The organism is Pseudogulbenkiania subflava DSM 22618 (assembly GCF_900177275.1).
GTDB classification, from domain to species: Bacteria; Pseudomonadota; Gammaproteobacteria; order Burkholderiales; family Chromobacteriaceae; genus Pseudogulbenkiania; species Pseudogulbenkiania subflava.
In genome coordinates this window covers 276,385-300,429 of record NZ_FXAG01000003.1, presented here as the reverse complement: position 1 = coordinate 300,429, position 24,045 = coordinate 276,385, and the positions used below count along the sequence as shown (strand labels likewise).

Here is a 24,045-nt window from a genome sequence, read left to right as displayed (position 1 = left end):
CATTTTGTCCGGGGTTTCCCCCCTATAGGGGGAACCCGGACAGGGGCGGAAGTTTGAAATGGACAAAACTCCCCTGATGGGCGGGGGGGTGGACTGAGAAGGAGAGGATGCGATGCGAGCGGTGAAATTGGTGCACCCATCGAATGCCAAAACGATCATGTCGGAAACGGATGCGGCGCGATTGAGGCAAGCCGGCTGGCTGGAGCTAGGCAATGCGAAATCCATCAGCAAAAAAGCCGAGTGGGCGAGAAGCTACCGTAAACGCTGTCGGGAGTCAGGCTTGAAACAGTTGGAGGTTTGGTTGCCACCTGAAGCCTTTGAGGCAATAGAAAACTTGCGACGCCCCGGTGAAACCCTGACCGAAGTGATGATGCGCCTGCTGTGTGGTGATGATGAAAACCTTGGTTAGCGGCATACAGTTTCAAATTGCGTCGCGCTCTGTGCAGTAAGAAATCAGCCCTATTTCAGTCGGCGCGGGATTCTCAGTCCCCCACCTCCTCGCCGTAAATCAAGGCTGGCAAGGGTTTCTTGTGGGGTGAGCGGGGCGTGTGGTGTCTGTTCGTTGTCTAGGTTGGGTCTTGAGTCATGAACTTGCCCAAAATTCGCCGCCTGATCGTCAAAGCCCAAGCCGGCGACAAGAAAGCCTTAGCCACCCTGGTTGAGTGGGGCCAGGAGGCCGCTGTGGACCTTATCCTGGCGTCCAACGACCCAGTGCCTGACTGGGCACGCTGGCATCTGCAAAAACAGCGTAGTGAGCGATTGTGTGCCAACAAGGGGCGGGGATCAGCAACGGCCAAGCGCAATGAAGCCCGGGGAGAAGCGGTCCATGCTGGCGTGCGGCTGGCGTTGGGCAGGATGCTCGAATTCGGAGCCACCGCCGATATGCTGACGGTGGAGAAGGTGCAATCCTTCATTCTGCGTAATGCCCCCGAGCGGTACGGCCTTAAGCGAGTGCCCTGCGAGAAGATCATCAGGGCGGAAATGAAAAAGCTCAAATAGCTGCATCCCAGTTCTGGCAGGCCGCAAATCTTGAAACTGCCATTGTCGAAGCTTCATGGACCCACAAACCACGGAGCACATCATGGCCAGCACCCCCGCCACCACAACCCCCGACGAAACTGAAAACCCGCGCAAAAAAACCCCGCCGCTGATGCGAAACGCTTTCAAGTTGCGAGAAACCGCCAACAACTCGTGGCGGGCGGTCGCTGATCGTGGCGTGACTCGGGAGCGCCTTCTGGACAGCGACTATTGGTCTGTCGTAAGCCAAGACATGCTGCCGTTCGACACCATCTCGGTAATTGCTGCCGACCGGTCGTTTTACGCGGAATTGTTGATAACTGACTGCGGGCGCGGCTATTGCCACGTTGAAGAGTTGCTGTTCAAGCCTTTAATGCCTCTCTTGGTAATCAACGACAAACTTCCACCAGGATTCTCTATCAGTTACGACGGCCCTGACAGTCAGTGGACGGTACATCGACTGTGTGATGGTGTAATCATGGGTACAAATTTCCCGAACCGGGATGCCGCTTTGACCCATTTGCTGGACCACGCCACGCTGAGGGGGTGATGAATGGATGCCGACCTTCAGCTAAAAGTGCTAGCCCATGTGAAATTTGTCGCCATGCATTACTTTGCTTTTAAGGGCAGCCTGGAAACCATTATCACGTTCGTGGCGTATTCAATGGGGAGTGATTCGCCGTCACCTGACCGTCTCGATAATTTTCTCCGACGTGCGGAAACACAACGGCGGCTTGAAAATGAATTTGAGACTGCACTTTTCATGGACACGGCGAAAGTTTGGCACTTGGTCAGCCTTGTCGTGCCGATGGACGTTGCCATCGCCCGTCGCCGGTTAAATCACAGGCCTATCAGTCCCGGAACTCAATGTCGTTGGTGCCTAGCTGATAGCAAAGGGTTTGCAGGTCAAGAATTAAAACCTGAGTTGGACATTTATCGTCAGCCGGTGCCTGGGTCGTTTCTCCATCCGCAATGCATGCGCCCTTGGCTCGCCATGCGCGCGCTATGTGACAGGGAGAACTAACCATGTCCTTATCCACCATCGCTGACGCGATCAGTCAAATCGCTCCGTTCTACGGCAGTGCTGCCGACTTAAATCGGAAGCTGGAAATCCAGCTGGGTGAAGACCAGCTCCAGCGCCCGCCTTATCAGGTTTTGCGCTTGGTTTATTCGAAGGCAATGAAGAAACTACTGGCCGAGCGAAATGTGCAGATAAGTGTGGATGCTGACAGGCAAATCCTGATCGAAAGGAAAATCCAATGAGCGATGATTACAGTTTGGCTCCATTCGATGAAGGCGGCGACCTTCAGCCGTACCAGCCAGATACCCCATTGGTGCCGACCGATTCCGAATGGCTGGTGCCGACACCCGATTTCTTGTCGGAACATCAGTCTTATGCCGACGCGCCAGTTCAAATATTCGGCGCTGATTTCCCCGGCAGTCCGCAACAGGCCCAGCAGGGCATTAACCAATTGGCCGACGCCTTTGTTTCCGACGCCGCGTATATGCGACTCGATCCAGCGCTGGCAAATATCGCGGCGAATTGGCTGAAGAGCAGTGCACTGTTGCCGATGGGCCACGTTGAAAAGCGACATAAATATAACCTTGAGGGATTCCACATACCAAAGGCCGATATGCCGGCAGTCACTTCATTCGCCAATACCATGTGGCGCGCGGGCGCACCGCAAAGGTTCGTGGTCACGGCGCTGTGGTGGCTCAATGAAGTTTCCAAAAAGGCGCAGCAACAGCCACAACCTACAGCCGGCGAAATTTCCGATAAAGAATGGGATCAGATCGAACGACGTGCAGAACAAGACCGCCAAGCTGGCGAAAATGAACTCCGCACCCGATGGGGTTTCCAGTTCGCAACAAATATGCGGGTTGTACGCCGGTACTTCGCCGGATTATCGGCCATTGAGCGTGAGCACTTTGAAAATGCCATTTTGCCGGGTGGCCAACTTGCACTGAATAACGCGGATGTGGTCGAAATGTTATACAAACAGGCAATCGGGGCTAATAACCTGCCGTCCGGTGGAGCATTGGCCGCCGAAATCGCGCAGATCGAGAATCTGATGCGGACCGACCGGAAAAAGTATCTGTCCGACGAGCGGTTACAGGCCAGACTTCGCGAACTATATACGGCTCGCGACGGCGGTTAAATTAAGAGGGTGTAATACCATGGCTTACAGCACGACAAACCCGGTTCGCAAAATTCTCGATTTCGGAATTGCCAGCGCCGGGTCAATTTGGAGTTATGAAAGCACGCACGCGCACGCCGCGATTGAAGCCGCTGGGTTTTTTGCCGGGTGCGGTTTCGGCTCGCCGGGCAGTGCCGCCGTGGGAATGCGGGTGGGCGATCTGCTGATTAACATCAATCAGTCAACGGCTGGCACCAGCGCAATAAGTATGCACAGGGTCACTTCGATTTCAACGTCAACGGGATTTAACGGCCCATTGAATGCCACTGTGTCGGTAGGGAGCAGTTGAAATGACCCTCCTCGACCGCCTCAGCCGCAAGTCCAACCTCACAGACGCCGACATCGCCCGACTGGCCAACGCCGTCGTAGCTGCACAGGCAGGCCACGCGCCCGAAGCCCCTGCCATGGCCCCGCGCAGCCCGCGTATGCAGGCTTTGCTGCGACAAGTGCAAACCCCAGCACCAGCCCCTGAACGGCCCACAGCGCCAGCGGCGACGGCTCACCGGGCCGAGGCCGCCGTCGCGCCGCGCCCGCCTGTCTGGCCCATCCCGGCTGGCGAGATACCCGTCGTGTTCCACTACAACGAACTCGGCCGGGTGGCCGGGTTCAGCTTGGGCAACATGGACTTTAAAATTGCACGCGACGCAAACGGGCGAATTTCCACAGTGGCGAATTCTGACGGATTTGGTACCAGAGTCACACGCCGCGACAGCAGCGGCAGGATCGCCGGCCTGCTGGTGACGCCGCCGAGGAGATGCTGACATGGCTACGCTGTATCAGGCAGACGACTCCACGCTGATTGGCTGCTACCAAGAGGCAATGGCGCTGGCCGATGCCATGGCGACGCTGATCCCGGCATCGATTTTGGCAAACCTGCCCCGCCGTGGTGCAGCGGTGCATTTCAAGTATCGGGACGACGGTGAAATCGATCTGATTTTCATGAAGCTGGACACCACAGGGGAAACGACATGAGCGGCGTGCGCGGACGGCCTCCGGGGTTGCCCAAAGCGCCGAACAGTGGGCGCAAGAAAGGCGCAAAGAACAGCAAGCCGATTGCACCTGAGGCTGTCAGGGAACAGCTTCGCACCGAGATTTTCCAAACGTACCTCGCCATGGGCGGGGTGAAATGGCTTGAACAGATCGCCAAAGAACATCCTCTGGCATTCCTGTCTCAATGCTTCAGCCGGATAGCGCCACCAGTCCCCAAACCCGAAGAGGCGGTGCCGGCGACCGTCGTCAATGTGAACAACCTTTCCGACTTTGAAGCAGCGCGTTATGTTGCTTTCATGCTGGCCCAAGCCATCCACGCGCAGGACAGCCCATTGCCAGCACGCACTATCGAGCATCAGCCGGCCAAGCCGGTGCCACCACCGCCTTACGAACCGCCTGCCGCCGCGCCGATTGACGTATCCACGGATAGCTTGGAAGAACAGGCCAGACAGGCGGCGGCGCGTGAACTGGTGGCGAACACTATTGAGCAAGACATGACGACATACCATGGAAGTGCGGCAGAACAGGGCATCAAAAAACGCCGCAACCTGATATAGAAACCCCGGCCTAATTGGCCAGGGCCAGCTACCCGCGAGAATCCGATGAACAATCCGTTCGCCACCGCCACCGCCACCACCGCTTCGACCAACATGCCCGCCGTCATCCTCGCTGCCGCCGCAATCCATGACGCCGCCTCGCCAACGGTTTCACCTGGCAGCGACTTCGGTACGTCACCCTCGACGTTCCGTGTCAAAACCATTCTCGGCGGGGAACGGGAACGATGGGGAGGATAACTTCTCCCTACGGTGGCAAAGACCAAATAAACAACAGGAGCGTAATATAGTGTTTTATCTAAAAAGATAGGTGAAACTCTATTGCCCCATATTTTCTTGTTGCTCCCTGATTCTGAAGGCAGTAGCCTGAACGCTATTAACAGAACAGGTGCCCATGATGAATACCTCCGACGAGCTGACCTTCATCCCGAAATATGCATCTCCGCACACCCGTACCGCCCTTGCTCAACTTGAAAGGGCACGAATAGTTGATCCGAACGACAAGCGCAAGATTCATGTAACCACAGTCGAAGATGGTTCTATCCAGGAAATTGCTACCTGCTGGCGTGTAAAAAACGACGAAGAGGGCGACCTGTTAATCGTCGAGGTAGAGTTGGTGGAAAAAATCAGCCGATTCGAATTGCCATTTTCCCATGCGGTTCATTTTGCTGATGAGGCGCAGCCGTAGCACAGGAGGAGAGGGGCGTCCGCTTTAGCGGAATTTGTGAGCACCCTTGCCGAAGTATAGGCTTGGGAAAGCTATGCTTGTCCTCTAATATTTCCATTGAGAGGGGCTAGGGGAAAGTAGCGCATTTTACCAGCCCCTCATGCTAATAGTTAGGTAAATAAATGCGAGTGACTTTACAGCCTCCAAATGCAAAAGACGAATTCTTCCTGATCTGTGTAGAGCAGTTCATGAGAGTCGTGGATGAATTGGACCTAGAAAAGCGAAAATCTAAAATAATCAGAGATGCATACCATGAACACTGGTTTGAGCAATGTGCTGACGAGTCCTATCAGTTTCATGCACCAGAGTTTTATCTGACTAATGGCGTAGCAAGATTTATTAATGGTAGGCACCGTACACTATTGCTCAGTAGGCATCTAGAGTATATCCCCATGGCACTCACCAACATGGATGGTTTCCCGATATCTCCCACAAAGCCACACCCAACAAGTTTAGAGGTTCTAGAGAGCATTTCCGTAAAAAAATTGACTGGCGATGAATTTTTTCATTTTCCGGACTTGCCCATGCTATATCTCGGGTATGATGCCAATATCGGAAAGTAAAAATACCTAACTAATCAACTCAGCAAGATGGCCGAAAGTAGGCATGTACAGCAGTACACTATGCACAAAAAATAGACCCCGAGTGGGGTCTATTTTTTATGCATCCTTTTTCTGAAAGGGACATGAGGAATCTTTTCTTCCTTGTCCTCTTCAGAGAGTGATATTGCTTGGTGAGCTTTGGGTCGGAAAAAGGCCGCACTCTTTACCTCTGAAACTGGAACAACCACTTTGAAGGTGTCTAGTTCCACCCCTTTTTCTTCGTCTTTACCTTCCTTGCCAGTTTCTGCCAATGATTGGTAGAACTTTTCGTAGTCGCTGATAATCTTCAACTCAAGCGTGTCTTTATCTCTATACCCACTGAGAAGAGGGAGTACCTCGAAATATTCATCCTTTGTAAAATCATCTCTCATGATTTGCGACATTGCTATGCCAACATAGGTTTTTCGAGAGCTGAGAGTAACTTGTATTGGTCTAAAATCTGCTGTGGATTCTAAAAGTAGTGAGTTAAAGCTGTCCGAATAAGCTAGCGCTACTAGTTTTATCCCCGTGTTGGGTATGAAAGAAATGGCTCGCCCAAGGATGAATGGCAATAGATGTGATAGGGTAACCCAAATGCCTAGGGAAACATTTTTTTCAGTCCAATGTTGGCTAAATATTGTTCCGCTATTTTTGCCTGGTGGTAGTAAATAATAGCCATGGGCGGAAAGGGTGCGCCCGGCAAAAAGAACTATAAGCCAGGCAGACAAAGCGAAGAGCACGCCATAGATGCCAATGTGGGAATAGGCTTCTTGTCCAGATAACCGTGATTGTTTATAGCGAGCAAGCGGGTACTGTTGAATGAACGTGTACCCGCTTGTAAAAATGATTAATATAAGAAGGGCTGCCATTCATTTATTTATTATGAATTGCTTTGAAGAATTTTTTTGCAACCTGCTGAATTTCTTTTACTGTTTTTGGATTGGAAGCGTCTAAACGTATAGTTCCATACTTCGGGTCGATTTTGTAAATATCGGAATTTTCACGTAGTCGCTTAGCAAATCTTTCCAGTTTCGAAAGTTCAGGTGTTTTGTTTGCATTCGACATATCAGGCCTCCACAGGTTACGTCACCTGCTTCTCTGGTCGCTATCGCGGTAGAAGTCTACTGCTCGACGCCATTGTATGTGCTTAGGTCTAGCCTTTGCAAAGCCTTTCCAATGTCATTGTGGGCTCCTCAACCTAATCCTAGACTATGCTGTGCACCCACGGTAGCCCCTCCGCGTGGACACTTGGCTTTAGTAGCACCGATGTGACAGCCAGGAATAGAAAGCCCGGTGATTGACCGGGCTTTTTCGTTATGCGGTATCGTCCGTGGTGGGCGGTGGGAACTGATCCTGCCAACTCGTGTTTTTATCCAAGATCGCTTCGAACAATTCCTTCATGCGCTCCTGATAGAAGGGCTTCCATGGTGTTGCCGGGTCGTCAGGAATTTCCAGATTTTCCAGCCTGATCTCTGCCCTTTTCGTGCCATAGTCGATGGTGAATTCAGCGATGCCGCCGGTAACGCTGAACGTTCCCCGCCAAACGAAATTCGTGCTGGCGTGCTGCATGATCTCCTCCTTTGCGTGGTTCGGCCACATGGTCGCCATTCTTGTTTAGCACGCTGGGAGGAGGGGAGAACGGTGTCTGCTGGTGTCTGGTGCCTAGTCTCGCGCCCCAGGCGGTGCCGTCTAGACAACGAATAGACACCAGAGCCGGGCGACAGGCAACAAAAAAGCGCCTTGCGGCGCTTGATCGTGTTTCCCTGCGAGCCTTATCTGGTAAGGCTTGGTGCCCGGGGCCGGACTCGAACCGGCACACCTTGCGGCGGGGGATTTTGAGTCCCCTGCGTCTACCAATTTCGCCACCCGGGCAGGAAAGAGAAGGCAGTTTACCCAATGCCATCGCGCTTGTAAATGCGTGGCGCGTCAGTCCTTATCCGCATTCTTCATGGCAAGGGCGCGATCGTACAGCACTTTGCGGTTGGCGCCGGTGATCTGTGCCGCCAGCGTGGCGGCCTGCTTGGTGGGCAGCTCGGCAGCCAGCACCGCCAGTGTGTGCAGGGTCTGTTCGTCCAGGGCTTCCGGTTCATCCAGCGGAGGCGCGGCATCGATGATCAGCACGATTTCGCCGCGCTGCTGGTTACTGTCGGACGTCACCCAGTCCCGCATCGCCCCGGCCGGCAGATGGCGTATGGTTTCGAAGGTCTTGGTCAGTTCGCGCGCCAGCATCAGCGGCCGTTCCGGCCCCAGTTCGGCGACGATGTCTTCCAGCGTGTCGAGCAGTCGATGCGGGGCCTCGTAGCAGGCCACGCAGAACGGCGCGTCACGCCAGCCGGCCAGCACCCGGCGCCGCTCGCCCGATTTGGGTGGCAGGAATCCGTGGAACAGGAAGGAAGTTGTTGATAGGCCACTGGCGGACAGCGCCGCCACCACGGCCGACGGGCCGGGGATCGGGCACACCCGTCGGCCGGCGCGATGCACCGCTTCGGCCAGGCGGGCGCCGGGGTCGGACACCGCCGGGGTGCCGGCGTCGGACACCTGTACCACAATCTTGTCCTCGGAGAGCCAGCGGATCACCTGCTCTGCCATGGCGCGCTCGTTGTGCTCGCGCAGGCTCACCAGCTTGGCGCTGATACCGTAGGCCGACAGCAGGTGGCCGGTCACGCGGGTGTCCTCGGCGCAGATCACGTCCGCCACGCTGAAGGCTGCCAGCGCGCGCGCGGTGATGTCGGCCAGATTTCCAATGGGCGTGGCCACCACATATAATGTGCCGCGAGTGAAACTTTCCCGAGCAGATTCAAGCAAGTGAGCAAACGACGTATGCAAAGAATGGCCTCGCTGTTGGTTGGCGTGTTGACGGCCTGGCTGGGCGCGGCCCAGGCACAGGTACCGGACTATATCATCCAACTCAATGCGGCGCCGCTCAAGGCTAGGGCCGCTGCCAGCGCGCCGCACACGGTGGCGGCTCCAGCGGGCAAGCCCGTCGTCGCGCCGGCGCCTCGTGCCAAACCGCGCATCGGCGTGCTGCTGCCGCTAGGGTCTGCCCGTCTCGGCGACGCCGCCGAGGTGGTGCGCCAGGGCATCGAAGCTGCCGCCGCAGTCGACGGCAAGGCCGACGTCGTGGTGGAGGCTGCCGACGAGGATAACGTGGCGGCTCGCTACCAGGCGGCACTGGCCGCCGGCGTGAACGTCGTGATCGGCCCCCTGACGCGGCCCGGCATTGCCGCCGTGGCGCCGCTGGTGAAAGTGCCGACGCTGGCGCTCAACGCACTGGATCCCGGTGTGCCGGCCAATCCCAAGCTCTACAGTCTGGCCTTGGTCGTCGAGGGTGAGGCGCAACAGATCGCCGGGATGATGTACGACGACGGGCGACGCAACCCGCTGCTGGTGGCGTCGCAAGATGCGCTGTCGGCGCGCCTGCGCAAGGCCTTCGTCGAGCGCTGGCAGGGGCTGGGAGGCAAGAGCCCCCGAGTGGTGGAACTGGCCGGTGCCGCCCCGGCCACCCTGTCGGCCGCTGCGGCGCAAGGTGACGCAGTGTTCCTCGCCGTCGACGACAGCGAGGCGGCGGCGGTCAAGCAGGCCTTGCCCGCCGATCTGCCAACGTACGCTACCTCGCAGCTGAACAGCCGCCACCCACCGGCGGCGCTCAACAATGTGCGTCTGATCGACATGCCGTGGTTCCTGTTGCCGCAGCATGAGGCGGTCAGGCGCTACCCGCGTCCCGAGGGCGCACTGACGATGCAGACCGAGCGCCTCTACGCGCTGGGTATCGATGCCTACCGGCTGGCGTTGCTGCTGGCCAATCCCAAGGCGAGCCCGGCTTCGCTGCGTCTGGACGGCGTGACCGGCGACCTCCAGCTCGGGCGCGACCGCCAGTTCACGCGCCAGCTGCCGCTGGCGGTGCTCGGCGCGGACGGCCTGCAATGAACGAACTGGGCCGGCAGGCTGAAGACCGGGCGCTGGCTTTCCTGCAGCAGCAGGGGTTGCGGCTGGTCGAACGCAACTGGCAATGCAAGGGCGGCGAGATCGACCTCGTGATGCGCGACCGCGAATACTGGGTATTCGTCGAGGTGCGCCACCGTGCCGATCAGCGCTTCGGCGGCGCCGCCGCCAGCATCACGCCGGCCAAGTTGCGGAAACTCACGCTGGCGGCAGGGGTCTACCTCAGTTCCAGGGGTATCGACGCCCCCTGCCGCTTTGATGCCGTGCTGTCGCACGGTAACGGAGCCCCCGAATGGCTCAAGAACATACTGGCGTAAGCTACGTCGGATACAAAAGGATGGACATGGACCTGATCGAACGCGTCAACGGACACTTTCTGGAAAGCATCGCGGCCAAGCAGGAGACGATGGAGCAGCTGTCGCCGGCCGTCGCGGCTGCGGCGGAACGGATGGTGGCCTGCCTGATGAACGAAGGCAAGATTCTGGCCTGCGGTAATGGCGGTTCCGCCGCCGACGCCCAGCACTTCGCCGCCGAGATGGTCGGCCGCTTCGAGAAGGAGCGTCCGGGTCTGGCGGCGTTGTCGCTGGCCACCGACAGCTCGGCGTTGACCGCCATCGGCAACGATTACGACTTCGACATGGTGTTCTCGAAGCAGGTGCGCGCGCTGGGCCATACCAACGACTTGCTGCTGGCGATTTCCACTTCCGGCAATTCGGCCAACGTGATCGAAGCCATCTACGCTGCCCACGAGCGCGGCATGGGTGTGATCGCGCTGACCGGCAAGGACGGCGGCAAGATCGGCGAGATCCTCAGCGCCGACGACATCCAGCTCAACGTGCCGGTTTCGCGTACCGCGCGTATCCAGGAAGTCCACATCCTGCTGATCCACGCCCTGTGTGACGCCATCGATTACATGCTGCTGGGAGGGGAATGACATGCGACGCAAACTCGTGCTGCTGGCCAGCGTAGCCCTGTTGAGCGTAGGGATGAGCGCCTGCGTGCCGCTCGTGGTGGGCGGTGCGGCGGCGGGGGCGGCGGTGGCGACCGATCGCCGCACCAGCGGGGCCTATATCGATGACCAGGCCATCGAGCTGAAGGCCTCGGACCAAGTGAGCGCCAAGCTGCCTTCGGCCCACATCAACATCGCCAGCTACAACCGGGCCGTGCTGATGAGCGGCGAAGTACCCTCGGAAGCGGCACGCGAGCAGGCCGAGCTGATCGTGCGTGGCACGCCCAACGTGCGCAAGGTCTACAACCATACCGTGGTGGCGGGTTCCTCGGCGCTGTCCGAGCGCAACAACGACACCTGGATCACCACCAAGGTCCGTACCCGTCTGTTCGACGGCAAGGGCTTCTCGCCGCAGACTATCAAGATCGTGACCGAGCGCGGCGTGGTCTACATGATGGGCCTGGTCACCCAGGCCGAGGGCGAGGCCGCTGCCAAGGTGGTGAGCCAGACCTCCGGGGTACAGAAAGTGGTGACGCTGTTCGAATACATCAGCGAAGTGCAGCCCTGAGGCGCACGGTTTCACCATGAAAAACGGACCGCAGCGCGGTCCGTTTTTGCGTCGGCAGACGTCTTCGTTCAGTTGCGCGCCACCAGCACATCGGCGCACAGCACGTGCATCGCCTCGTCGATCTCGATCGCCATCGACAACGTCACACAGCTGCGGGTGTCGGTCATCGACAGGTAGGGGTCGCTCATGTACAGCACGCCGGGCTGGTCGATGGCGTGCTGGAAGTAGGCACGGCGAGACCAGATCGCCCCGGTGGTGTCGGTCAGCGGGGCGAGCTTGGGGTCTTCCGGCGCCGATGGCTGCAGCGAGTTGAGATTCTGGCCGATCTGGCGTCCCGCGCTGTCGAGCAGGAAGCAGCGGATCACGTCCGGCATGTTCAGCATCGGCGTGGCGGCATGCAGAAACGGCGTGCCCTGCATCAGCGCGATGGCGGTCTGCACGAAGGATTGCCGTGCCAGTTCCAGTTGTCGTCGCGTCAGCTTGCGCTTGAGCAGTTCGCGCACCATCAGTTCGTCCCAGCGCGCATCGATGCGCGGGGTGATGATGATATCATTTTCCGGCTGTTCGTGCGGGCGCGAGATGTAGTAGCCCTGGACCAGATCGCAGCCGGATTCCAGCGCGATCAGCACGTCCTTCTCGGTTTCGATGCCTTCCTCGACCACCAGTGCACCAATTTCGTGCATCAAGTGGACCAGACGGGGCAGCAGGTTGCGCGTGCGTGTCTGGTTGACCGCGCTCCTGAGCAGGTTGCGGTCGAACTTCACCAGGTCGGGCTCGAGCATGCACACCCGGTCCAGGTTGGAGTGGTTGACGCCGAAGTCGTCAATGGCGATCAAAAAGCCGGCCTGGCGCAGCAGCTTGACGCAGTCGATCAGCTGCTCCTGCGATTCCAGCGCGCGCTCAGGGACTTCCAGCACCACGCTGGAGGGCGGCAGGCCGGCCTGGATGATGCTGCTGGCCAGCGCTTCGGCATGGGCCGGCTGCGCCAGCGAGGCGGCGTCCATGTTGAGGAACAGCCAGCGGTTTTCGTGCGGGAAAGTGTTGAAGCCGCGGATGTGGTGCTGGCATACGGCCAGGTCCAGCTGGTGGCGCTGCTCCAGCGAGTCGAGTCCCTGGTAGGCTTCGACCGGGTCGAGCGGCTTGTCGTCGCGGCTGGCGCGCAGCAGCGCCTCCATGCCCACGGTGCGGCGGTGCGGCAAACTGTAGATCGGCTGGAAGTGGCTGCCGAGGGTCAGGCCGGCAAAGCGGGGAGTCGGGGGGGCAGAGAGGGTCATCGAGTACTATCCTTGGTTCCTGTCTGCGCTATCAAGCAAACGGTATTCCAGTCTAGCCCAGTCGGGGGGCAAATGAAAAACGGGCGCCGCATGGCGCCCGTTTTGCTTGGCGATTCAGACCGCTCAGTCTTGCTGGATGCCGGCCAGCAGCCAGCGGCTGCCGTTCTTGTCCTTGATGTAGTGCCAGGTTTCACCGAACGGCACCGCGGCGGCGTTGACCGTCTCGCTGACGCTGCCGGAGAAGCGCACGCTGGCGATGTAGCGGCCGCCTTCTTCGACCGCCTCGATCAGTTGGCAATCGAGTTGCGGGAAGTCGGCCACGTCGTCGTTGCCGGCGATGTCGGCGCGCAGGGCCTCGAACAGGTCCGGGGTCAGGTATTTGCGAATTTCCTCCAGGCTGTCCGGCGTGTTCAGGCTCTGCAGGTGCAGGAAGGTGGCCTTGGCCTGGCGCAGGAAGTTGGGCGTTTCAGTGCCGTCCGGCAGGCGGGCAAGGCTGGAGGCTGCCATCGGCGCACCCCCGTACGACGGCGTGGTGCCGAAACCGGAGCCGATCTTCGGAATCGGCTCGAAGCGTGCCGCTTCCTGGGCCATGCCATTCGGCATGCCGGCGGTTTGCGGCACCTGGCCGGCCGGATTGCCGGCCTTGCGGCGGAACAGCATCAGGCCCCCCACCAGCAGCAGGCCGAGCAGGGCGATGGTGCCCCACGGAATGCTGGAGCCGGCCGGTTGCGTGGCCGGCGCCGAGGCGGGGGCGTTGTTGTTGTGCATGGCCGAGCCGAGCATGTAGCCGGCGGCGGCGCCGGCCGCACCGGCGGCGATGGCGGTGCCGATGCCCGGGCCTTTCTTGACCGGTGCCGGCGCCGGTGCGCTCGGCAGCGGGCGCGGGGCGGGTGCTTGGTAGGACGGGGTCGGCGCCGAGCGCATCATGCCGGAGCTACGGCTCTTGCCGAGGCGGGCGGCTTCGCTGAACGGGGCCGCCAGCAGGGTAACCAGGGTGAAGGCGAGTACGGTCGTCTTCGCACGCGGTGTCATGTCTGTTTCTCCAGTGAGAGGGGGTGTGTTGCCCGGATATGACCAATGCAACATCGGTTAGTTCGGGGCGACGGTGGCGATTTCAAGTACTTCGGCGACGCCCGCGGCAATGCGGAAGCGCACGTTGCTGTGATAGAGGCGCACGCCGTAGACCCGTTCCGGGTCGTCCTGGTAGGCCGGGCGCGGGTCCTGCGCCAGCACGTCCTCGATCAGGGAGGCCAGTTCGGTGGCGGCCGGCTGGCTGGCGAGCTGCTGCCGTGCGGTGTCGCTCCAGCGCACCGTCAGCGTCGGCGGCGGGCCGTCGACGAAGCCGCCCAGGGCGTCGGGCACCGCCTCGACGAAGGGAATGTAGGGCTTGATGTCGAGCACCGGCGTGCCGTCGAGCAGGTCGGCGCCGGCCAGCTGCAGCGTCACACCGGCCGTGGTGTCGATGCCGAGCAAGGGCACCAGCGACAGCCCGAGCGGATTGGGGCGGTGAGTCGAGCGGCTGGCGAAGACGCCGACCTTGGCGTTGCCGCCCAGGCGCGGCGGGCGCACCAGCGGCGACCAGCCGCGCGCCAGCGTGTCGTGGAACACGAACTGCAGCCAGACGTGGGAAAACGCCTCGAGGCCGCGCACAGTGTCGGGCTGGTCGAACGGCGGCAGCAGCTGGAGCGTCATGCGGGCCGACTTGGCCAGCGCCGGCTGGCGCGGGATGCCGAATTTTTCCTTGAACGGCGAGCGGATCAGGCCGATGGGGGTGAAGGTGTAGGGCTGCATGGCGCCATTGTAGGCCCTGTCGCGCGCCGTTTCACCGGTGATGCGCAAAAGGTTGGCCGATGTGCCCTCGGCCAACCCCGTGTTCGCTACGTTCCCGTCAGCCGACGAAGTGACGGTTATGGCGGCCGTTGAGACGGTCCATCGGCAGCAACATGAAGAAGTCGGCGCAGTTGAAATCCGGGTCCCAGGCCGGCTCGCCGCAGACGAAGGCGCCGGCGCGCAAATAGCCCTTGATCAGCGGAGGCAGCGGCGCCGGTGCGGCGTCGTCGCGTACGCGGTCGAGCGGCAGCGCCAGGTGCGGTGTGACGCGCCACTCCGCCGGTGCCAGGTGCTTGGCCTCGATCTGACGATACAGGCTGACCGCCTGGTGGCCGCCGTCGGCCAGACTGACGCTGGCGCAGCCGGCCAGGTAGTCGCAGCCCTGCTGCTGCACGTAGTCGGCCAGACCGGCCCACAGCAGCGCGATCACCGCGCCGGAGCGGAAATCCTGGTGCACGCAGGAGCGGCCGACCTCAAGCAGGCGGTCGCGCACGTGCGCCAGCCGGCCGAGGTCGAACTCGTGTTCGGAGTAGAGGCTGGGTGCGCGTCGCGCCGCCGCCGGCGGCAGCATGCGGTAGGTACCGACCACCATGCCGCTGGTGGCGTCCTCGACGATCAGGTGGTCGCACAACGCATCGTAGTCGTCGCAGTCGATGCCGAGGTGGCTGGAGCCGAGCCGGGCGCCCATTTCGCCGGCGAACACGTCGAAGCGCAGCTTCTGGGCGCGGCGGATATCCTGCGGGTTATCGGCAAGCCGCACGCTCAGGCGCGGTTTGCTGCGGGGGGCGAGGCTTTCGTTGAGCAGCATGGAGTGGTCTCCCTCGTGACGTGAGGACCATGCTAAAGCGCCTGTTTGACGAAACCGTGTCGTCGCGATGACAGTGGCGTGACGGTGCGTGGTCGCCGCCGTGACAGGGAGAATCAAGCAAATCAATCACTTATCAGAACAGCGGTTTTGACGTAAAATACGCCGTTTTTCGTTCGCAGCGCGCTCACCAGCCATGATTTATCCGACAACCTTCGACGTAATAGTGGTAGGCGGCGGCCACGCCGGTACCGAGGCGGCCCTGGCGGCGGCCCGCATGGGGTGCAGCACGCTGCTGCTGACCCACAATATCGAGACGCTGGGCCAGATGTCGTGCAACCCGTCGATCGGCGGCATCGGCAAGGGCCACCTGGTCAGGGAAGTCGACGCGCTGGGTGGCGCCATGGCGCTGGCGACCGACATCGGCGGCATCCAGTTCCGCACCCTGAACGCCTCCAAGGGCCCGGCGGTGCGCGCCACACGCGCCCAGGCCGACCGAGTGCTGTACAAGGCGGCGATCCGCCACGTGCTGGAAAACCAGGACAACCTGACGCTGTTCCAGCAGCCGGTGGACGACCTGCTGATCGAAGGCGACCGCGTCGCCGGCGCCATCACCGCCATCGGCATCACCTTCCGCGCCAAGACCGTGGTGCTCACCGCCGGCACCTTCCTCTCCGGCAAGATCCACGTCGGGCTGGAAAACTACACCGGCGGCCGCGCCGGCGATGCCGCGGCCTCGACGCTGGGCGCGCGCCTGCGCGAGCTCGACCTGCCGGTGGGCCGGCTCAAGACCGGCACCCCGCCGCGCATCGACGGCCGCACCGTCGATTTCTCGGTGATGGAAGAGCAGCCGGGCGATACCCCGGAGCCAGTGTTCTCCTACCGCGGCAGCCGCAGCCTGCACCCGCAGCAGCTGCCGTGCTGGATCACCCATACCAACGAGCGCACCCACGACATCATCCGCTCGGGCTTCGAGCGCAGCCCGATGTTCACCGGGGTGATCGAAGGCGTCGGCCCGCGCTACTGCCCGTCGATCGAAGACAAGATCAACCGCTTTGCCGACAAGGACAGCCACCAGGTGTTCCTGGAGCCGGAAGGGCTGACCACCCACGAGTTCTACCCCAACGGCATCTCGACCAGCCTGCCGTTCGACATTCAGCTGGCGGCGGTGCGCTCGATCCGCGGCATGGAAAACGCCCACATCCTGCGCCCCGGCTACGCCATCGAGTACGACTACTTCGACCCGCGCGGACTGAAATCGACGCTCGAGACCAAGAGCATCCAGGGCCTGTTCTTCGCCGGCCAGATCAACGGCACCACCGGCTACGAAGAGGCTGCCGCGCAGGGCCTGCTGGCCGGCCTCAACGCCGCGCTGTACAGTCGCGACCAGGACGGCTGGTGCCCGCGCCGCGACGAAGCCTACCTTGGCGTGCTGGTCGACGACCTCATCACCAAGGGCGTGTCCGAGCCCTACCGCATGTTCACCAGCCGCGCCGAATTCCGCCTGCAGCTGCGCGAGGACAACGCCGATCTGCGCCTGACCGAGGCCGGCCGTCGCCTGGGCCTGGTCGGCGACGCGCAATGGGACACCTTCTGCCGCAAGCGCGACGCGGTCGAGGCGGAAAAGACACGCCTGAAAACCACCTACCTGCACCCGGCCAAGGTCGACATGGCCGCCGTGGCGCAGCTGCTCGGCAAGCCGATCGAACGCGAATACAACCTGCACGACCTGCTCAAGCGCCCCGACGTCAGCTACGCCGCGCTGATGACGTTGGCCGAAGCCGGTGGCGGCGTGGATGACGGCGCGGTTGCCGAGCAGGTGGAAATTCAGGTCAAATACCAAGGCTATATCGACCGCCAGAACGACGAGCTGGCCCGCCGCGACAATCTCGAGGACGTGCGCCTGCCGGCCGACATCGACTACAGCCTGGTCAAGGGGCTGTCGAAGGAGGTGCAGCAGAAGCTCAACAGCCAGCGCCCGGAAACCCTGGGCCAGGCCTCGCGCATCCAGGGCATCACCCCGGCCGCGGTCGCCCTCCTCATGGTTCACCTTAAACGCGGCTTTGCCGACGCGAAAAAAACCGCATGACACATATTGCAGAACTGACTCACGGTCTGGCCGAACTGAAGCTCGACCTGACCCAAGAACAAATCGCCCGGCTCGAGTCCTACCTCGCACTGCTGGCCAAGTGGAACCAGACCTACAACCTGACCGCGGTGCGCGAAGAAGAGCGCATGGTCAGCTACCACCTGCTCGACAGCCTGACGCTGGTGCCGCAGCTGGCCGGCGGCACGCGCCTGCTGGACGTCGGTTCCGGCGGCGGCATGCCTGGCATCCCGGCGGCGATCGCCCGTCCCGACCTCCAGGTCGTGCTGCTCGATTCCAACCACAAGAAGACCACCTTCCTGCGCCAGGCGGTGATCGAGCTCAAGCTCGACAATGTCGAGGTGGTGACCAACCGCGTCGAAGCCTACCAGCCGGAACAGAAATTCGATCGCATCACCAGCCGAGCCTTCGCCGAGTTGGCCGAGTTCGTCAAGCTCACCCGCCACCTGCTGGCGCCGGGCGGCCAGTACGTCGCCATGAAAGGGGTCTACCCCTACGAGGAAATCGCCATGCTGCCGGAAGGCTTCGGTGTTGCTGAAGTGGTGCCGCTCACCGTGCCGGGCCTCGACGCCGAGCGTCATCTGGTGAGGATCGTGGCGCAATGACCTGCCGCGTGATCGCAGTCGCCAACCAGAAAGGCGGCGTCGGCAAGACCACCACCGTGGTCAACCTGGCCGCCGGCCTGGCGGAGATGGGGCGGCGCGTGCTGATCGTCGACCTCGACCCGCAGGGCAACGCCACCATGGGCAGCGGCATCGCCAAGGGCTCGCTGACCAATTCGGTCTACCAAGTGCTGCTGGGCGACGCCTCCGTCGCCGAGGCGCGCCAGCCGGCCAAGGAGGGCGGCTACCACGTGCTGCCGGCCAACCGCGACGTCGGCGGTGCCGAGCTGGAGCTGGTGCACGAACTGGCGCGCGAGGCGCGGCTGAAGAACGCCCTGGGCGAGGTGCTGGGCGAGTACGACTACATCTTCGTCGACTGCCCGCCGTCGCTCAACCTGCTCACCCTGAACGGCCTGGTGGCCGCAGAGAGCGTGCTGATTCCGATGGTGTGCGAATACTACGCGCTGGAAGGCCTGTCCGACCTGGTCACCACGCTGCGCAAGGTGCGCGTCGCGGTCAATCCCAAGATCGAGATCCTCGGCCTGTTGCGCACCATGTTCGACGCGCGCAGCAACCTGTCGCAGCAGGTGTCGCAACAACTGGCGCGCCATTTCGGCGACAAGGTGTTCGACACCGTCATCCCGCGCAACGTCAGGTTGGCCGAAGCGCCCAGCCACGGCCTGCCCGGGCTGATCTACGACCGCAACTCGCGCGGCGCCCAGGCCTATCTGACGCTGGCCGCCGAGCTGACGGCTCGGCTAGAATCCGCAACCCCTTCACTCTCGCACTGACACATGGCCAAACTCAAAGGACTCGGGCGCGGCCTGGACGCGCTCCTAGCCACCGTTGACGGCGCGGACGACCGCCTGCAAACCCTGCCCATCGACAGCATCCGCCCGGGCAAATACCAGCCGCGCACGCACATGAGCGAAGACGCGCTGGACGAACTGGCGGCCTCGATCCGCGTGCAGGGCGTGATCCAGCCGGTAGTGGTGCGCGAGATCGGGCTCGGCGATTACGAGCTGATCGCCGGCGAGCGGCGCTGGCGTGCCTCGCGCAAGGCCGGCCTCAGCGAGGTGCCGGCGGTGATCAAGTCGGTGCCGGACGAGGCCGCGCTGGCGATGGCGCTGATCGAGAACATCCAGCGTCAGGAGCTCGACCCCATCGAGGAAGCGCGCGGCCTGCAGCGCCTGATCGACGAATTCGGCCTGACCCACGAAGCCGCCGCCGATGCCGTCGGCCGCTCGCGCAGCGCCGTCTCCAACCTGCTGCGCCTGCTGGCTCTGCCGGAACCGGTACAGACCCTGGTGCATCAGGGGCAGCTGGAAATGGGGCACGCCCGCGCCCTGTTGCCGCTTGAGGTGATCGACCAGATCGCGCTGGCGCAGCAAGTGGTGGAGCAGGGCTGGTCGGTGCGCGAAGTCGAGCGCCGCATCCAGCGCCTCAACGCGCCCCGCCCCGAGGGCAAGCCACAACCCCGTCTCGACCCTGACATCCAGCGTCTCGCCGAAACCCTGTCCGAGTCGCTCGGCGCCGCCGTCAGCATCCGCCACGGCGCACGCGGCCACGGCAAGTTGACGATCGAATACTCCAGTCTCGACGAGCTGGATGTCGTGCTGGCAAAACTGCAAGCAAAATCAAGCGCCTGATTCGCAACGGCGCAGGTATGTCAATTGGGGATTTTGTTGACTGGTATCAAGCCCCAAGCCTATAATCGGTCGATTTTTTTGCATTGCTGACATGATCAATCGGGAAGTAAAACGAGTCGTGCGCCTGCAGGTGATGCTGACCCTGGTGGCGGTACTGGTGGCGGCGGTGATCGGCGGTTTTACCCCGATTCTCCCGGTTTCGGTCATGATTGGCGGGCTGTGTGCCATTATTCCGGCCCTGCTCTACGGCAAGATCGCCTTCGCGCGCCGGCATGAGCCTCCGGCGGTGCTGATGAGGGCGCACTTCAAGGCCGAGGCGGTGAAGTTTTTCACCACTCTCCTGATGTTTGGGGCGGCCCTGGTATTTTTCAAGGATTTATCCGCAGTCGGACTGTTTGGTGGATATATGACAGCCACTTCCGGCTACTGGTTCGGGCTTCTAATCAAAAATTGAGAAAGTGCAATGGCTAGCAACGCTACAGAGTACATCAAGCACCACCTGACGTTCTGGAACTCGTCACACGAAGGCGGCTTCTGGAGCATCCACGTCGACACCTTCAGCATCTCGCTGCTGCTCGGCTTCGTTTTTCTTGGCGTGTTCGCCTCGGTAGCCCGCAACGCCAAGGTGGAAAACCCGGGCCGTCTGCAGTTGTTCGTCGAATCGCTGATTGAACTGGTCGATACCCAGGTCAAGGAAATCTTCCATGGCAAGAGCAAAGTGGTGGCCCCGCTGGCGCTGACCATCTTCTGCTGGGTGTTCCTGATGAACGCCATGGACATGCTGCCGGTCGACCTGCTGCCGTGGATCGCCGCCAACATCGGCGCCGCCCTCGGTCACGACCCACATCACGTCTACCTGCGCGTGGTGCCGTCCGCCGACGTCAACGCCACCTTCGCCATGTCGCTGTCGGTAGTGCTCTACATCATCGGTTTCTCGATCAAGGCCAAGGGGCTGGGAGGCTGGGGCAAGGAATTGCTGACCGCTCCGTTCCATGCCCACAACCCGGTGCTGGCGCTGCTGCTGGCCCCGATCAATTTCGCCTTCCAGATGGTCGAACTGGCCGCCAAGCCGATTTCGCTCTCTCTGCGTCTGTTCGGCAACATGTATGCCGGCGAACTGATCTTCATCCTGATCGCGCTGCTGCCGTGGGGCGCCCAGTGGCTGCTCGGCGCACCGTGGGCCATCTTCCACATCCTGGTGATCACGCTGCAGGCCTTCGTGTTCATGATGCTGACCACGGTGTACCTGAGCCTGGCCGTCGAAGCCCACTAAACGATTTTTCAAACCCTTTTACCAACCATCCTTGCAATACCTTTTAGGAGATATATAAATGGAAGCTCTCGTTTCTCAGATCCAGTCGATGACCGTTCTGGCAGCTGCCCTGATCATTGGCTTCGGCGCTATCGGCACCGCTCTGGGCTTCGCCATCCTCGGCGGCAAGTTCCTGGAGTCCTCCGCTCGCCAGCCGGAAATGATCCCGGTTCTGCAAACCAAGCTGTTCATCATCGCTGGTCTGCTGGATGCGATCTCCATGATCGGTGTGGGCGTTGCCATGCTGTACACCTTCAACAACCCGTTCCTGGCCGCTGCTGTTGCTGCCCTGAAAGCTGGCGCTTAATTCCTAAGCGTAAACGGTTGTTGTAGTCACCACACTGGAGGAAAACAAGCGTGGAATTCAACGCGACACTACTGGGCCAGGCGATTACCTTCGCCATCCTGGTATGGTTCACCATGAAGTTTGTTTGGCCTCCGCTGACCAACATGATGGACGAGCGTGCCAAGCGTATCGCTGATGGCTTGGCCGCGGCAGAGCGTGGCAAACAGGATCTGGAAGCTGCTGAAAAGCGTGCCGGCGACGAGCTGCGCAAAGCCAAGCAGCAAGCGACCGAAATCGTGATGGCCGCCGAAAAGCGCGCCTCCCAGATCGTGGAAGAAGCGAAAGAAACGGCCCGTACCGAGGGTGCCCGTCTGGTTGCTGAAGCCAAGTCCGATATCGATCAGGAAGTGCTGCGTGCCAAGGAGACCCTGCGCGAGCATGTGTCTTCGCTGGCAGTAGCCGGTGCGGAAAAGATCCTGCGCCACGAGATCGACAAGGCCAAGCACGCTGAACTGCTTGCCTCCATCAAAGCGGAGTTTTAATTAACTCATGGCAGAACTCATTACCGTAGCAAGGCCCTACGCCCAAGCGGTATACAGCCTTGCCACCGAGCAGCAGCGACTGGATGCCTGGTCCGAGGCTCTCGGTTGGCTGGCTGCCATGGTGAGCAACCCGGACGTAGCCGACGTGGTTACCAATCCGAAACATACCGCACAAGAGGTTGAGGCGCTGATGCTGGGCGTACTCGGCGAGCGCGCCAGCGAAGACGTCAAACGCTTCGTCGGCACGCTGATCGAGAACCGTCGCCTGACGTTGCTGCCGTTCATCGCCGAACAGTTCGAGCTGCTCAAGGCCGAGGCTGAAGGTGCCATCGACGCGACTGTCGAAAGCGCTTTCCCGCTCAGCGACGAGCAAACGGCCGAACTCACCAGCATGCTTTCCAGGAAGTACGGCAAGTCCGTGCGTCTTGACGTGCATGTGGCCCCCGAGTTGATTGGCGGGGTACGGGTGCTGATCGGCGACGACGTCATCGACGCGTCCGTGCGCGGCAAACTGCACACCATGGCAGCAAGCCTCAAGAATTAGGAGAGATCATGCAGTTGAACCCCTCTGAGATCAGCGATCTGATCAAAGCCAAGATCCAGAACCTGGCCGAAGGCTCCGAGACCCGTACCAAAGGTACCGTGATCTCCGTGACCGACGGCATCGTTCGTGTCCATGGCCTGGCAGACGTGATGCAGGGCGAAATGCTCGAATTCCCGGGCAACACCTTTGGCCTCGCCATGAACCTGGAGCGTGACTCCGTGGGCGCCGTAATTCTCGGCGAATACGAGCACATCTCCGAGGGCGACGAAGTCAAGTGTACCGGCCGCATTCTGGAAGTTCCGGTCGGTCCGGAACTGGTAGGTCGCGTGGTGAACGCGCTGGGTCAGCCGATCGACGGCAAGGGCCCGCTGAACGCCAAGCTGTCCTCCCCGATCGAAAAGATCGCTCCGGGTGTGATCGCCCGTAAATCGGTTGACCAGCCGATGCAGACCGGCCTGAAGTCGATCGACTCGATGGTTCCGGTAGGCCGCGGCCAGCGTGAGCTGATCATTGGCGACCGCCAGACCGGCAAGACCGCCGTGGCTCTGGACGCGATCATCAACCAGAAAGGCACCGGCGTCATTTGTATCTACGTCGCCGTCGGCCAGAAGGCTTCGTCGATCGCCAACGTGGTACGCAAGCTGGAAGAACACGGCGCCATGGGTCACACCATCGTGGTGGCCGCTGCCGCTTCCGAAGCTGCCGCGCTGCAGTTCATTGCACCGTACTCCGGGTGCACCATGGGCGAATACTTCCGCGACAGCGGTGAAGACGCGCTGATCGTGTACGACGACCTGTCCAAGCAGGCCGTTGCCTACCGTCAGATCTCGCTGCTGCTGCGCCGTCCGCCCGGCCGCGAAGCCTATCCGGGCGACGTGTTCTATCTCCACTCCCGTCTGCTGGAACGCGCCTCGCGCATCAACGAAGACGAAGTCGAGAAGCTGACCAAGGGCGCCGTCAAAGGCAAGACCGGCTCGCTGACCGCTCTGCCGATCATCGAAACCCAGGCTGGTGACGTGTCCGCCTTCGTTCCGACCAACGTGATTTCGATTACCGACGGTCAGATCTTCCTGGAAACCGACCTGTTCAACGCGGGTATCCGTCCGGCCATCAACGCCGGTATCTCGGTATCGCGCGTCGGTGGTGCGGCTCAGACCAAGGTGATCAAGAAGCTCGGCGGCGGTATCCGTCTGGCGCTGGCCCAGTACCGCGAACTGGCTGCGTTCTCGCAGTTTGCTTCCGATCTGGACGAAGCCACCCGCAAGCAGCTGCAGCACGGCGAGATCGTTACCGAACTGATGAAGCAGAAGCAGTTCGCCACCCTGTCGACCGCCGAAATGGCGCTGACGCTGTGGGCGGTGAACAAGGGTTACTACGAAGACGTGCCGGTCAAGAAGGCGCTGGCGTTCGAAGCCGCGTTCCTGGCCTACGTCCGTGCTAACCACGCCGACGTTCTGAAGGCAACCGACGCCTCCGGTAACCTGTCTGACGACCACGAGAAGGTACTGGCCAAGGCGATCGAATCGTTCAAGGCTGGCTACAGCTTCAACTGAGCCTTTCGGCCAACG

The 24,045-nt window shown here is 61.1% G+C and carries 35 protein-coding genes and 1 tRNA gene; 27 read left to right on the top strand and 9 right to left on the bottom strand.

Annotated elements, in window-relative coordinates:
• Window positions 1-112: 112 nt before the first annotated feature.
• The 13 genes from B9N72_RS04640 to B9N72_RS20620 all read left to right on the top strand — a co-directional run bounded on the left by B9N72_RS04640 (window position 113) and on the right by B9N72_RS20620 (window position 6,049).
• A complete protein-coding gene (locus tag B9N72_RS04640) occupies window positions 113-409 on the top strand; it encodes a hypothetical protein (RefSeq protein ID WP_085275257.1) in 297 nt (98 codons plus the stop codon).
• 176 nt (window positions 410-585) lie between these two features.
• Window positions 586-999, top strand: coding sequence for a hypothetical protein (locus B9N72_RS04635; protein WP_085275256.1), 414 nt, complete (start codon window positions 586-588; stop codon window positions 997-999).
• A gap of 82 nt (window positions 1,000-1,081) precedes the next feature.
• A complete protein-coding gene (locus B9N72_RS04630; RefSeq protein WP_143477750.1) occupies window positions 1,082-1,567 on the top strand; it encodes a hypothetical protein in 486 nt (161 codons plus the stop codon).
• A gap of 3 nt (window positions 1,568-1,570) precedes the next feature.
• Window positions 1,571-2,041 carry a hypothetical protein gene (locus tag B9N72_RS04625; protein WP_085275254.1) on the top strand — a complete coding sequence of 157 codons (471 nt, stop codon included), beginning with the start codon at window positions 1,571-1,573 and terminating at the stop codon, window positions 2,039-2,041.
• Between the two features lie 2 nt (window positions 2,042-2,043).
• The gene (locus tag B9N72_RS04620; RefSeq protein ID WP_085275253.1) at window positions 2,044-2,280 is read left to right on the top strand and encodes a hypothetical protein; all 237 of its coding nucleotides are present in this window, start codon (window positions 2,044-2,046) and stop codon (window positions 2,278-2,280) included.
• Window positions 2,277-3,176, top strand: a complete 900-nt coding sequence (locus B9N72_RS04615) for a hypothetical protein (protein WP_085275252.1) — start codon at window positions 2,277-2,279, stop codon at window positions 3,174-3,176. Before B9N72_RS04620 ends, B9N72_RS04615 begins: the two co-directional genes overlap by 4 nt.
• A 19-nt stretch (window positions 3,177-3,195) precedes the next feature.
• A complete protein-coding gene (locus B9N72_RS04610; RefSeq protein ID WP_085275251.1) occupies window positions 3,196-3,504 on the top strand; it encodes a hypothetical protein in 309 nt (102 codons plus the stop codon).
• 1 nt (window position 3,505) lies between these two features.
• Window positions 3,506-3,976: a hypothetical protein gene (locus B9N72_RS04605; RefSeq protein WP_085275250.1), complete on the top strand. Its 471-nt coding sequence runs from the start codon at window positions 3,506-3,508 to the stop codon at window positions 3,974-3,976.
• 1 nt (window position 3,977) lies between these two features.
• Complete coding sequence (locus B9N72_RS04600; protein ID WP_085275249.1) at window positions 3,978-4,187, top strand: hypothetical protein; 210 nt, start codon at window positions 3,978-3,980, stop codon at window positions 4,185-4,187.
• Complete coding sequence (locus tag B9N72_RS04595) at window positions 4,184-4,762, top strand: hypothetical protein (protein ID WP_085275248.1); 579 nt, start codon at window positions 4,184-4,186, stop codon at window positions 4,760-4,762. The genes B9N72_RS04600 and B9N72_RS04595 overlap by 4 nt, the downstream gene beginning before the upstream one ends.
• 45 nt (window positions 4,763-4,807) lie before the next feature.
• Window positions 4,808-4,999 carry a hypothetical protein gene (locus B9N72_RS20625; RefSeq protein ID WP_143477749.1) on the top strand — a complete coding sequence of 64 codons (192 nt, stop codon included), beginning with the start codon at window positions 4,808-4,810 and terminating at the stop codon, window positions 4,997-4,999.
• Between the two features lie 154 nt (window positions 5,000-5,153).
• A complete protein-coding gene (locus B9N72_RS04590) occupies window positions 5,154-5,447 on the top strand; it encodes a hypothetical protein (protein ID WP_085275247.1) in 294 nt (97 codons plus the stop codon).
• A gap of 161 nt (window positions 5,448-5,608) precedes the next feature.
• Window positions 5,609-6,049: a hypothetical protein gene (locus tag B9N72_RS20620; protein ID WP_143477748.1), complete on the top strand. Its 441-nt coding sequence runs from the start codon at window positions 5,609-5,611 to the stop codon at window positions 6,047-6,049.
• Window positions 6,050-6,138: 89 nt separating this feature from the next.
• On the opposite strand, the gene B9N72_RS20615 is transcribed toward B9N72_RS20620, so the two are convergent.
• From B9N72_RS20615 to rsmI, 5 genes are all read right to left on the bottom strand, one after another.
• Window positions 6,139-6,936 carry a hypothetical protein gene (locus B9N72_RS20615; RefSeq protein WP_143477747.1) on the bottom strand — a complete coding sequence of 266 codons (798 nt, stop codon included), beginning with the start codon at window positions 6,934-6,936 and terminating at the stop codon, window positions 6,139-6,141.
• Between the two features lie 4 nt (window positions 6,937-6,940).
• Window positions 6,941-7,132 (bottom strand): hypothetical protein, encoded by a 192-nt coding sequence (locus B9N72_RS20610; RefSeq protein ID WP_143477746.1) that lies wholly within the window; start codon window positions 7,130-7,132, stop codon window positions 6,941-6,943.
• A gap of 249 nt (window positions 7,133-7,381) precedes the next feature.
• Window positions 7,382-7,636, bottom strand: coding sequence for a hypothetical protein (locus B9N72_RS04580; RefSeq protein WP_143477745.1), 255 nt, complete (start codon window positions 7,634-7,636; stop codon window positions 7,382-7,384).
• A 218-nt stretch (window positions 7,637-7,854) separates the two neighbouring features.
• A tRNA-Leu gene (locus B9N72_RS04575) sits at window positions 7,855-7,939 on the bottom strand.
• A 54-nt stretch (window positions 7,940-7,993) separates the two neighbouring features.
• Entirely contained in the window at window positions 7,994-8,827 is an 834-nt protein-coding gene (gene rsmI / locus B9N72_RS04570) for a 16S rRNA (cytidine(1402)-2'-O)-methyltransferase (protein ID WP_085275244.1), read from the bottom strand.
• A 60-nt stretch (window positions 8,828-8,887) separates the two neighbouring features.
• Here rsmI and B9N72_RS04565 point away from each other — a divergent pair, with 60 nt between their 5' ends.
• Genes B9N72_RS04565 through B9N72_RS04550 form a run of 4 tightly spaced genes read left to right on the top strand, consistent with a single transcriptional unit; the run spans window position 8,888 to window position 11,526 of the window.
• Complete coding sequence (locus B9N72_RS04565) at window positions 8,888-9,994, top strand: penicillin-binding protein activator (RefSeq protein WP_085275243.1); 1,107 nt, start codon at window positions 8,888-8,890, stop codon at window positions 9,992-9,994.
• Entirely contained in the window at window positions 9,991-10,326 is a 336-nt protein-coding gene (locus B9N72_RS04560) for a YraN family protein (RefSeq protein ID WP_085275242.1), read from the top strand. The genes B9N72_RS04565 and B9N72_RS04560 overlap by 4 nt, the downstream gene beginning before the upstream one ends.
• A gap of 26 nt (window positions 10,327-10,352) precedes the next feature.
• Window positions 10,353-10,943: a phosphoheptose isomerase gene (locus B9N72_RS04555; RefSeq protein ID WP_008952146.1), complete on the top strand. Its 591-nt coding sequence runs from the start codon at window positions 10,353-10,355 to the stop codon at window positions 10,941-10,943.
• Window position 10,944: 1 nt separating this feature from the next.
• On the top strand, window positions 10,945-11,526 hold the full coding sequence (locus B9N72_RS04550) for a BON domain-containing protein (protein WP_085275241.1): 582 nt from the start codon (window positions 10,945-10,947) through the stop codon (window positions 11,524-11,526).
• Window positions 11,527-11,594: 68 nt separating this feature from the next.
• Here the strand turns inward: B9N72_RS04550 and B9N72_RS04545 are convergent, their stop codons facing one another.
• The 4 genes from B9N72_RS04545 to B9N72_RS04530 all read right to left on the bottom strand — a co-directional run bounded on the left by B9N72_RS04545 (window position 11,595) and on the right by B9N72_RS04530 (window position 15,438).
• The gene (locus tag B9N72_RS04545) at window positions 11,595-12,800 is read right to left on the bottom strand and encodes a sensor domain-containing phosphodiesterase (protein WP_085275240.1); all 1,206 of its coding nucleotides are present in this window, start codon (window positions 12,798-12,800) and stop codon (window positions 11,595-11,597) included.
• Between the two features lie 123 nt (window positions 12,801-12,923).
• Window positions 12,924-13,832, bottom strand: coding sequence for a Tim44 domain-containing protein (locus B9N72_RS04540; RefSeq protein ID WP_085275239.1), 909 nt, complete (start codon window positions 13,830-13,832; stop codon window positions 12,924-12,926).
• Between the two features lie 57 nt (window positions 13,833-13,889).
• Window positions 13,890-14,591 (bottom strand): tRNA (N6-threonylcarbamoyladenosine(37)-N6)-methyltransferase TrmO, encoded by a 702-nt coding sequence (gene tsaA / locus B9N72_RS04535; RefSeq protein ID WP_085275278.1) that lies wholly within the window; start codon window positions 14,589-14,591, stop codon window positions 13,890-13,892.
• Window positions 14,592-14,688: 97 nt separating this feature from the next.
• Entirely contained in the window at window positions 14,689-15,438 is a 750-nt protein-coding gene (locus B9N72_RS04530; RefSeq protein WP_085275238.1) for a GNAT family N-acetyltransferase, read from the bottom strand.
• 193 nt (window positions 15,439-15,631) lie between these two features.
• On the opposite strand from B9N72_RS04530, the gene mnmG reads away from it, so the two are divergent.
• The 10 genes from mnmG to atpA all read left to right on the top strand — a co-directional run bounded on the left by mnmG (window position 15,632) and on the right by atpA (window position 24,030).
• The gene (gene mnmG / locus B9N72_RS04525; RefSeq protein WP_085275237.1) at window positions 15,632-17,524 is read left to right on the top strand and encodes a tRNA uridine-5-carboxymethylaminomethyl(34) synthesis enzyme MnmG; all 1,893 of its coding nucleotides are present in this window, start codon (window positions 15,632-15,634) and stop codon (window positions 17,522-17,524) included.
• Window positions 17,521-18,147 (top strand): 16S rRNA (guanine(527)-N(7))-methyltransferase RsmG, encoded by a 627-nt coding sequence (gene rsmG / locus B9N72_RS04520; protein ID WP_085275236.1) that lies wholly within the window; start codon window positions 17,521-17,523, stop codon window positions 18,145-18,147. Before mnmG ends, rsmG begins: the two co-directional genes overlap by 4 nt.
• Window positions 18,144-18,935, top strand: coding sequence for a ParA family protein (locus tag B9N72_RS04515; RefSeq protein ID WP_085275235.1), 792 nt, complete (start codon window positions 18,144-18,146; stop codon window positions 18,933-18,935). Before rsmG ends, B9N72_RS04515 begins: the two co-directional genes overlap by 4 nt.
• Window positions 18,936-18,938: 3 nt before the next feature.
• The gene (locus B9N72_RS04510; protein WP_085275234.1) at window positions 18,939-19,793 is read left to right on the top strand and encodes a ParB/RepB/Spo0J family partition protein; all 855 of its coding nucleotides are present in this window, start codon (window positions 18,939-18,941) and stop codon (window positions 19,791-19,793) included.
• Window positions 19,794-19,884: 91 nt separating this feature from the next.
• A complete protein-coding gene (locus B9N72_RS04505) occupies window positions 19,885-20,247 on the top strand; it encodes an ATP synthase subunit I (protein WP_085275233.1) in 363 nt (120 codons plus the stop codon).
• Window positions 20,248-20,256: 9 nt separating this feature from the next.
• Window positions 20,257-21,066: a F0F1 ATP synthase subunit A gene (gene atpB, locus B9N72_RS04500; protein WP_085275232.1), complete on the top strand. Its 810-nt coding sequence runs from the start codon at window positions 20,257-20,259 to the stop codon at window positions 21,064-21,066.
• Between the two features lie 58 nt (window positions 21,067-21,124).
• A complete protein-coding gene (atpE, locus tag B9N72_RS04495) occupies window positions 21,125-21,412 on the top strand; it encodes a F0F1 ATP synthase subunit C (protein WP_008952158.1) in 288 nt (95 codons plus the stop codon).
• A gap of 50 nt (window positions 21,413-21,462) precedes the next feature.
• A complete protein-coding gene (locus B9N72_RS04490) occupies window positions 21,463-21,933 on the top strand; it encodes a F0F1 ATP synthase subunit B (RefSeq protein ID WP_085275231.1) in 471 nt (156 codons plus the stop codon).
• Window positions 21,934-21,940: 7 nt separating this feature from the next.
• Window positions 21,941-22,477 (top strand): F0F1 ATP synthase subunit delta, encoded by a 537-nt coding sequence (locus B9N72_RS04485; RefSeq protein ID WP_085275230.1) that lies wholly within the window; start codon window positions 21,941-21,943, stop codon window positions 22,475-22,477.
• Window positions 22,478-22,485: 8 nt separating this feature from the next.
• A complete protein-coding gene (atpA, locus tag B9N72_RS04480) occupies window positions 22,486-24,030 on the top strand; it encodes a F0F1 ATP synthase subunit alpha (RefSeq protein WP_085275229.1) in 1,545 nt (514 codons plus the stop codon).
• The last annotated feature ends 15 nt before the right edge of the window (window positions 24,031-24,045 follow it).

What these genes read in the sequence shown, in the direction of transcription:
- B9N72_RS04550 (WP_085275241.1), top strand. Translation starts at nt 10,945, where the DNA reads ATGCGACGCAAACTCGTGCTGCTGGCCAGCGTAGCCCTGTTGAGCGTA.
- atpE (WP_008952158.1), top strand. Translation starts at nt 21,125, where the DNA reads ATGGAAGCTCTCGTTTCTCAGATCCAGTCGATGACCGTTCTGGCAGCT.
- B9N72_RS04615 (WP_085275252.1), top strand. Translation starts at nt 2,277, where the DNA reads ATGAGCGATGATTACAGTTTGGCTCCATTCGATGAAGGCGGCGACCTT.
- atpA (WP_085275229.1), top strand. Translation starts at nt 22,486, where the DNA reads ATGCAGTTGAACCCCTCTGAGATCAGCGATCTGATCAAAGCCAAGATC.
- B9N72_RS04580 (WP_143477745.1), bottom strand. Translation starts at nt 7,636, where the DNA reads ATGCAGCACGCCAGCACGAATTTCGTTTGGCGGGGAACGTTCAGCGTT.
- B9N72_RS04530 (WP_085275238.1), bottom strand. Translation starts at nt 15,438, where the DNA reads ATGCTGCTCAACGAAAGCCTCGCCCCCCGCAGCAAACCGCGCCTGAGC.
- tsaA (WP_085275278.1), bottom strand. Translation starts at nt 14,591, where the DNA reads ATGCAGCCCTACACCTTCACCCCCATCGGCCTGATCCGCTCGCCGTTC.
- B9N72_RS04605 (WP_085275250.1), top strand. Translation starts at nt 3,506, where the DNA reads ATGACCCTCCTCGACCGCCTCAGCCGCAAGTCCAACCTCACAGACGCC.
- B9N72_RS04560 (WP_085275242.1), top strand. Translation starts at nt 9,991, where the DNA reads ATGAACGAACTGGGCCGGCAGGCTGAAGACCGGGCGCTGGCTTTCCTG.
- B9N72_RS04590 (WP_085275247.1), top strand. Translation starts at nt 5,154, where the DNA reads ATGATGAATACCTCCGACGAGCTGACCTTCATCCCGAAATATGCATCT.
- rsmG (WP_085275236.1), top strand. Translation starts at nt 17,521, where the DNA reads ATGACACATATTGCAGAACTGACTCACGGTCTGGCCGAACTGAAGCTC.
- B9N72_RS04640 (WP_085275257.1), top strand. Translation starts at nt 113, where the DNA reads ATGCGAGCGGTGAAATTGGTGCACCCATCGAATGCCAAAACGATCATG.
- B9N72_RS20620 (WP_143477748.1), top strand. Translation starts at nt 5,609, where the DNA reads ATGCGAGTGACTTTACAGCCTCCAAATGCAAAAGACGAATTCTTCCTG.
- B9N72_RS04635 (WP_085275256.1), top strand. Translation starts at nt 586, where the DNA reads ATGAACTTGCCCAAAATTCGCCGCCTGATCGTCAAAGCCCAAGCCGGC.
- B9N72_RS04545 (WP_085275240.1), bottom strand. Translation starts at nt 12,800, where the DNA reads ATGACCCTCTCTGCCCCCCCGACTCCCCGCTTTGCCGGCCTGACCCTC.
- atpB (WP_085275232.1), top strand. Translation starts at nt 20,257, where the DNA reads ATGGCTAGCAACGCTACAGAGTACATCAAGCACCACCTGACGTTCTGG.
- B9N72_RS04565 (WP_085275243.1), top strand. Translation starts at nt 8,888, where the DNA reads ATGCAAAGAATGGCCTCGCTGTTGGTTGGCGTGTTGACGGCCTGGCTG.
- B9N72_RS04540 (WP_085275239.1), bottom strand. Translation starts at nt 13,832, where the DNA reads ATGACACCGCGTGCGAAGACGACCGTACTCGCCTTCACCCTGGTTACC.
- B9N72_RS04610 (WP_085275251.1), top strand. Translation starts at nt 3,196, where the DNA reads ATGGCTTACAGCACGACAAACCCGGTTCGCAAAATTCTCGATTTCGGA.
- B9N72_RS04595 (WP_085275248.1), top strand. Translation starts at nt 4,184, where the DNA reads ATGAGCGGCGTGCGCGGACGGCCTCCGGGGTTGCCCAAAGCGCCGAAC.
- B9N72_RS04630 (WP_143477750.1), top strand. Translation starts at nt 1,082, where the DNA reads ATGGCCAGCACCCCCGCCACCACAACCCCCGACGAAACTGAAAACCCG.
- B9N72_RS04505 (WP_085275233.1), top strand. Translation starts at nt 19,885, where the DNA reads ATGATCAATCGGGAAGTAAAACGAGTCGTGCGCCTGCAGGTGATGCTG.
- B9N72_RS04555 (WP_008952146.1), top strand. Translation starts at nt 10,353, where the DNA reads ATGGACCTGATCGAACGCGTCAACGGACACTTTCTGGAAAGCATCGCG.
- B9N72_RS04600 (WP_085275249.1), top strand. Translation starts at nt 3,978, where the DNA reads ATGGCTACGCTGTATCAGGCAGACGACTCCACGCTGATTGGCTGCTAC.
- B9N72_RS20610 (WP_143477746.1), bottom strand. Translation starts at nt 7,132, where the DNA reads ATGTCGAATGCAAACAAAACACCTGAACTTTCGAAACTGGAAAGATTT.
- B9N72_RS04485 (WP_085275230.1), top strand. Translation starts at nt 21,941, where the DNA reads ATGGCAGAACTCATTACCGTAGCAAGGCCCTACGCCCAAGCGGTATAC.
- B9N72_RS04625 (WP_085275254.1), top strand. Translation starts at nt 1,571, where the DNA reads ATGGATGCCGACCTTCAGCTAAAAGTGCTAGCCCATGTGAAATTTGTC.
- B9N72_RS04510 (WP_085275234.1), top strand. Translation starts at nt 18,939, where the DNA reads ATGGCCAAACTCAAAGGACTCGGGCGCGGCCTGGACGCGCTCCTAGCC.
- B9N72_RS20625 (WP_143477749.1), top strand. Translation starts at nt 4,808, where the DNA reads ATGAACAATCCGTTCGCCACCGCCACCGCCACCACCGCTTCGACCAAC.
- B9N72_RS20615 (WP_143477747.1), bottom strand. Translation starts at nt 6,936, where the DNA reads ATGGCAGCCCTTCTTATATTAATCATTTTTACAAGCGGGTACACGTTC.
- mnmG (WP_085275237.1), top strand. Translation starts at nt 15,632, where the DNA reads ATGATTTATCCGACAACCTTCGACGTAATAGTGGTAGGCGGCGGCCAC.
- B9N72_RS04515 (WP_085275235.1), top strand. Translation starts at nt 18,144, where the DNA reads ATGACCTGCCGCGTGATCGCAGTCGCCAACCAGAAAGGCGGCGTCGGC.
- B9N72_RS04620 (WP_085275253.1), top strand. Translation starts at nt 2,044, where the DNA reads ATGTCCTTATCCACCATCGCTGACGCGATCAGTCAAATCGCTCCGTTC.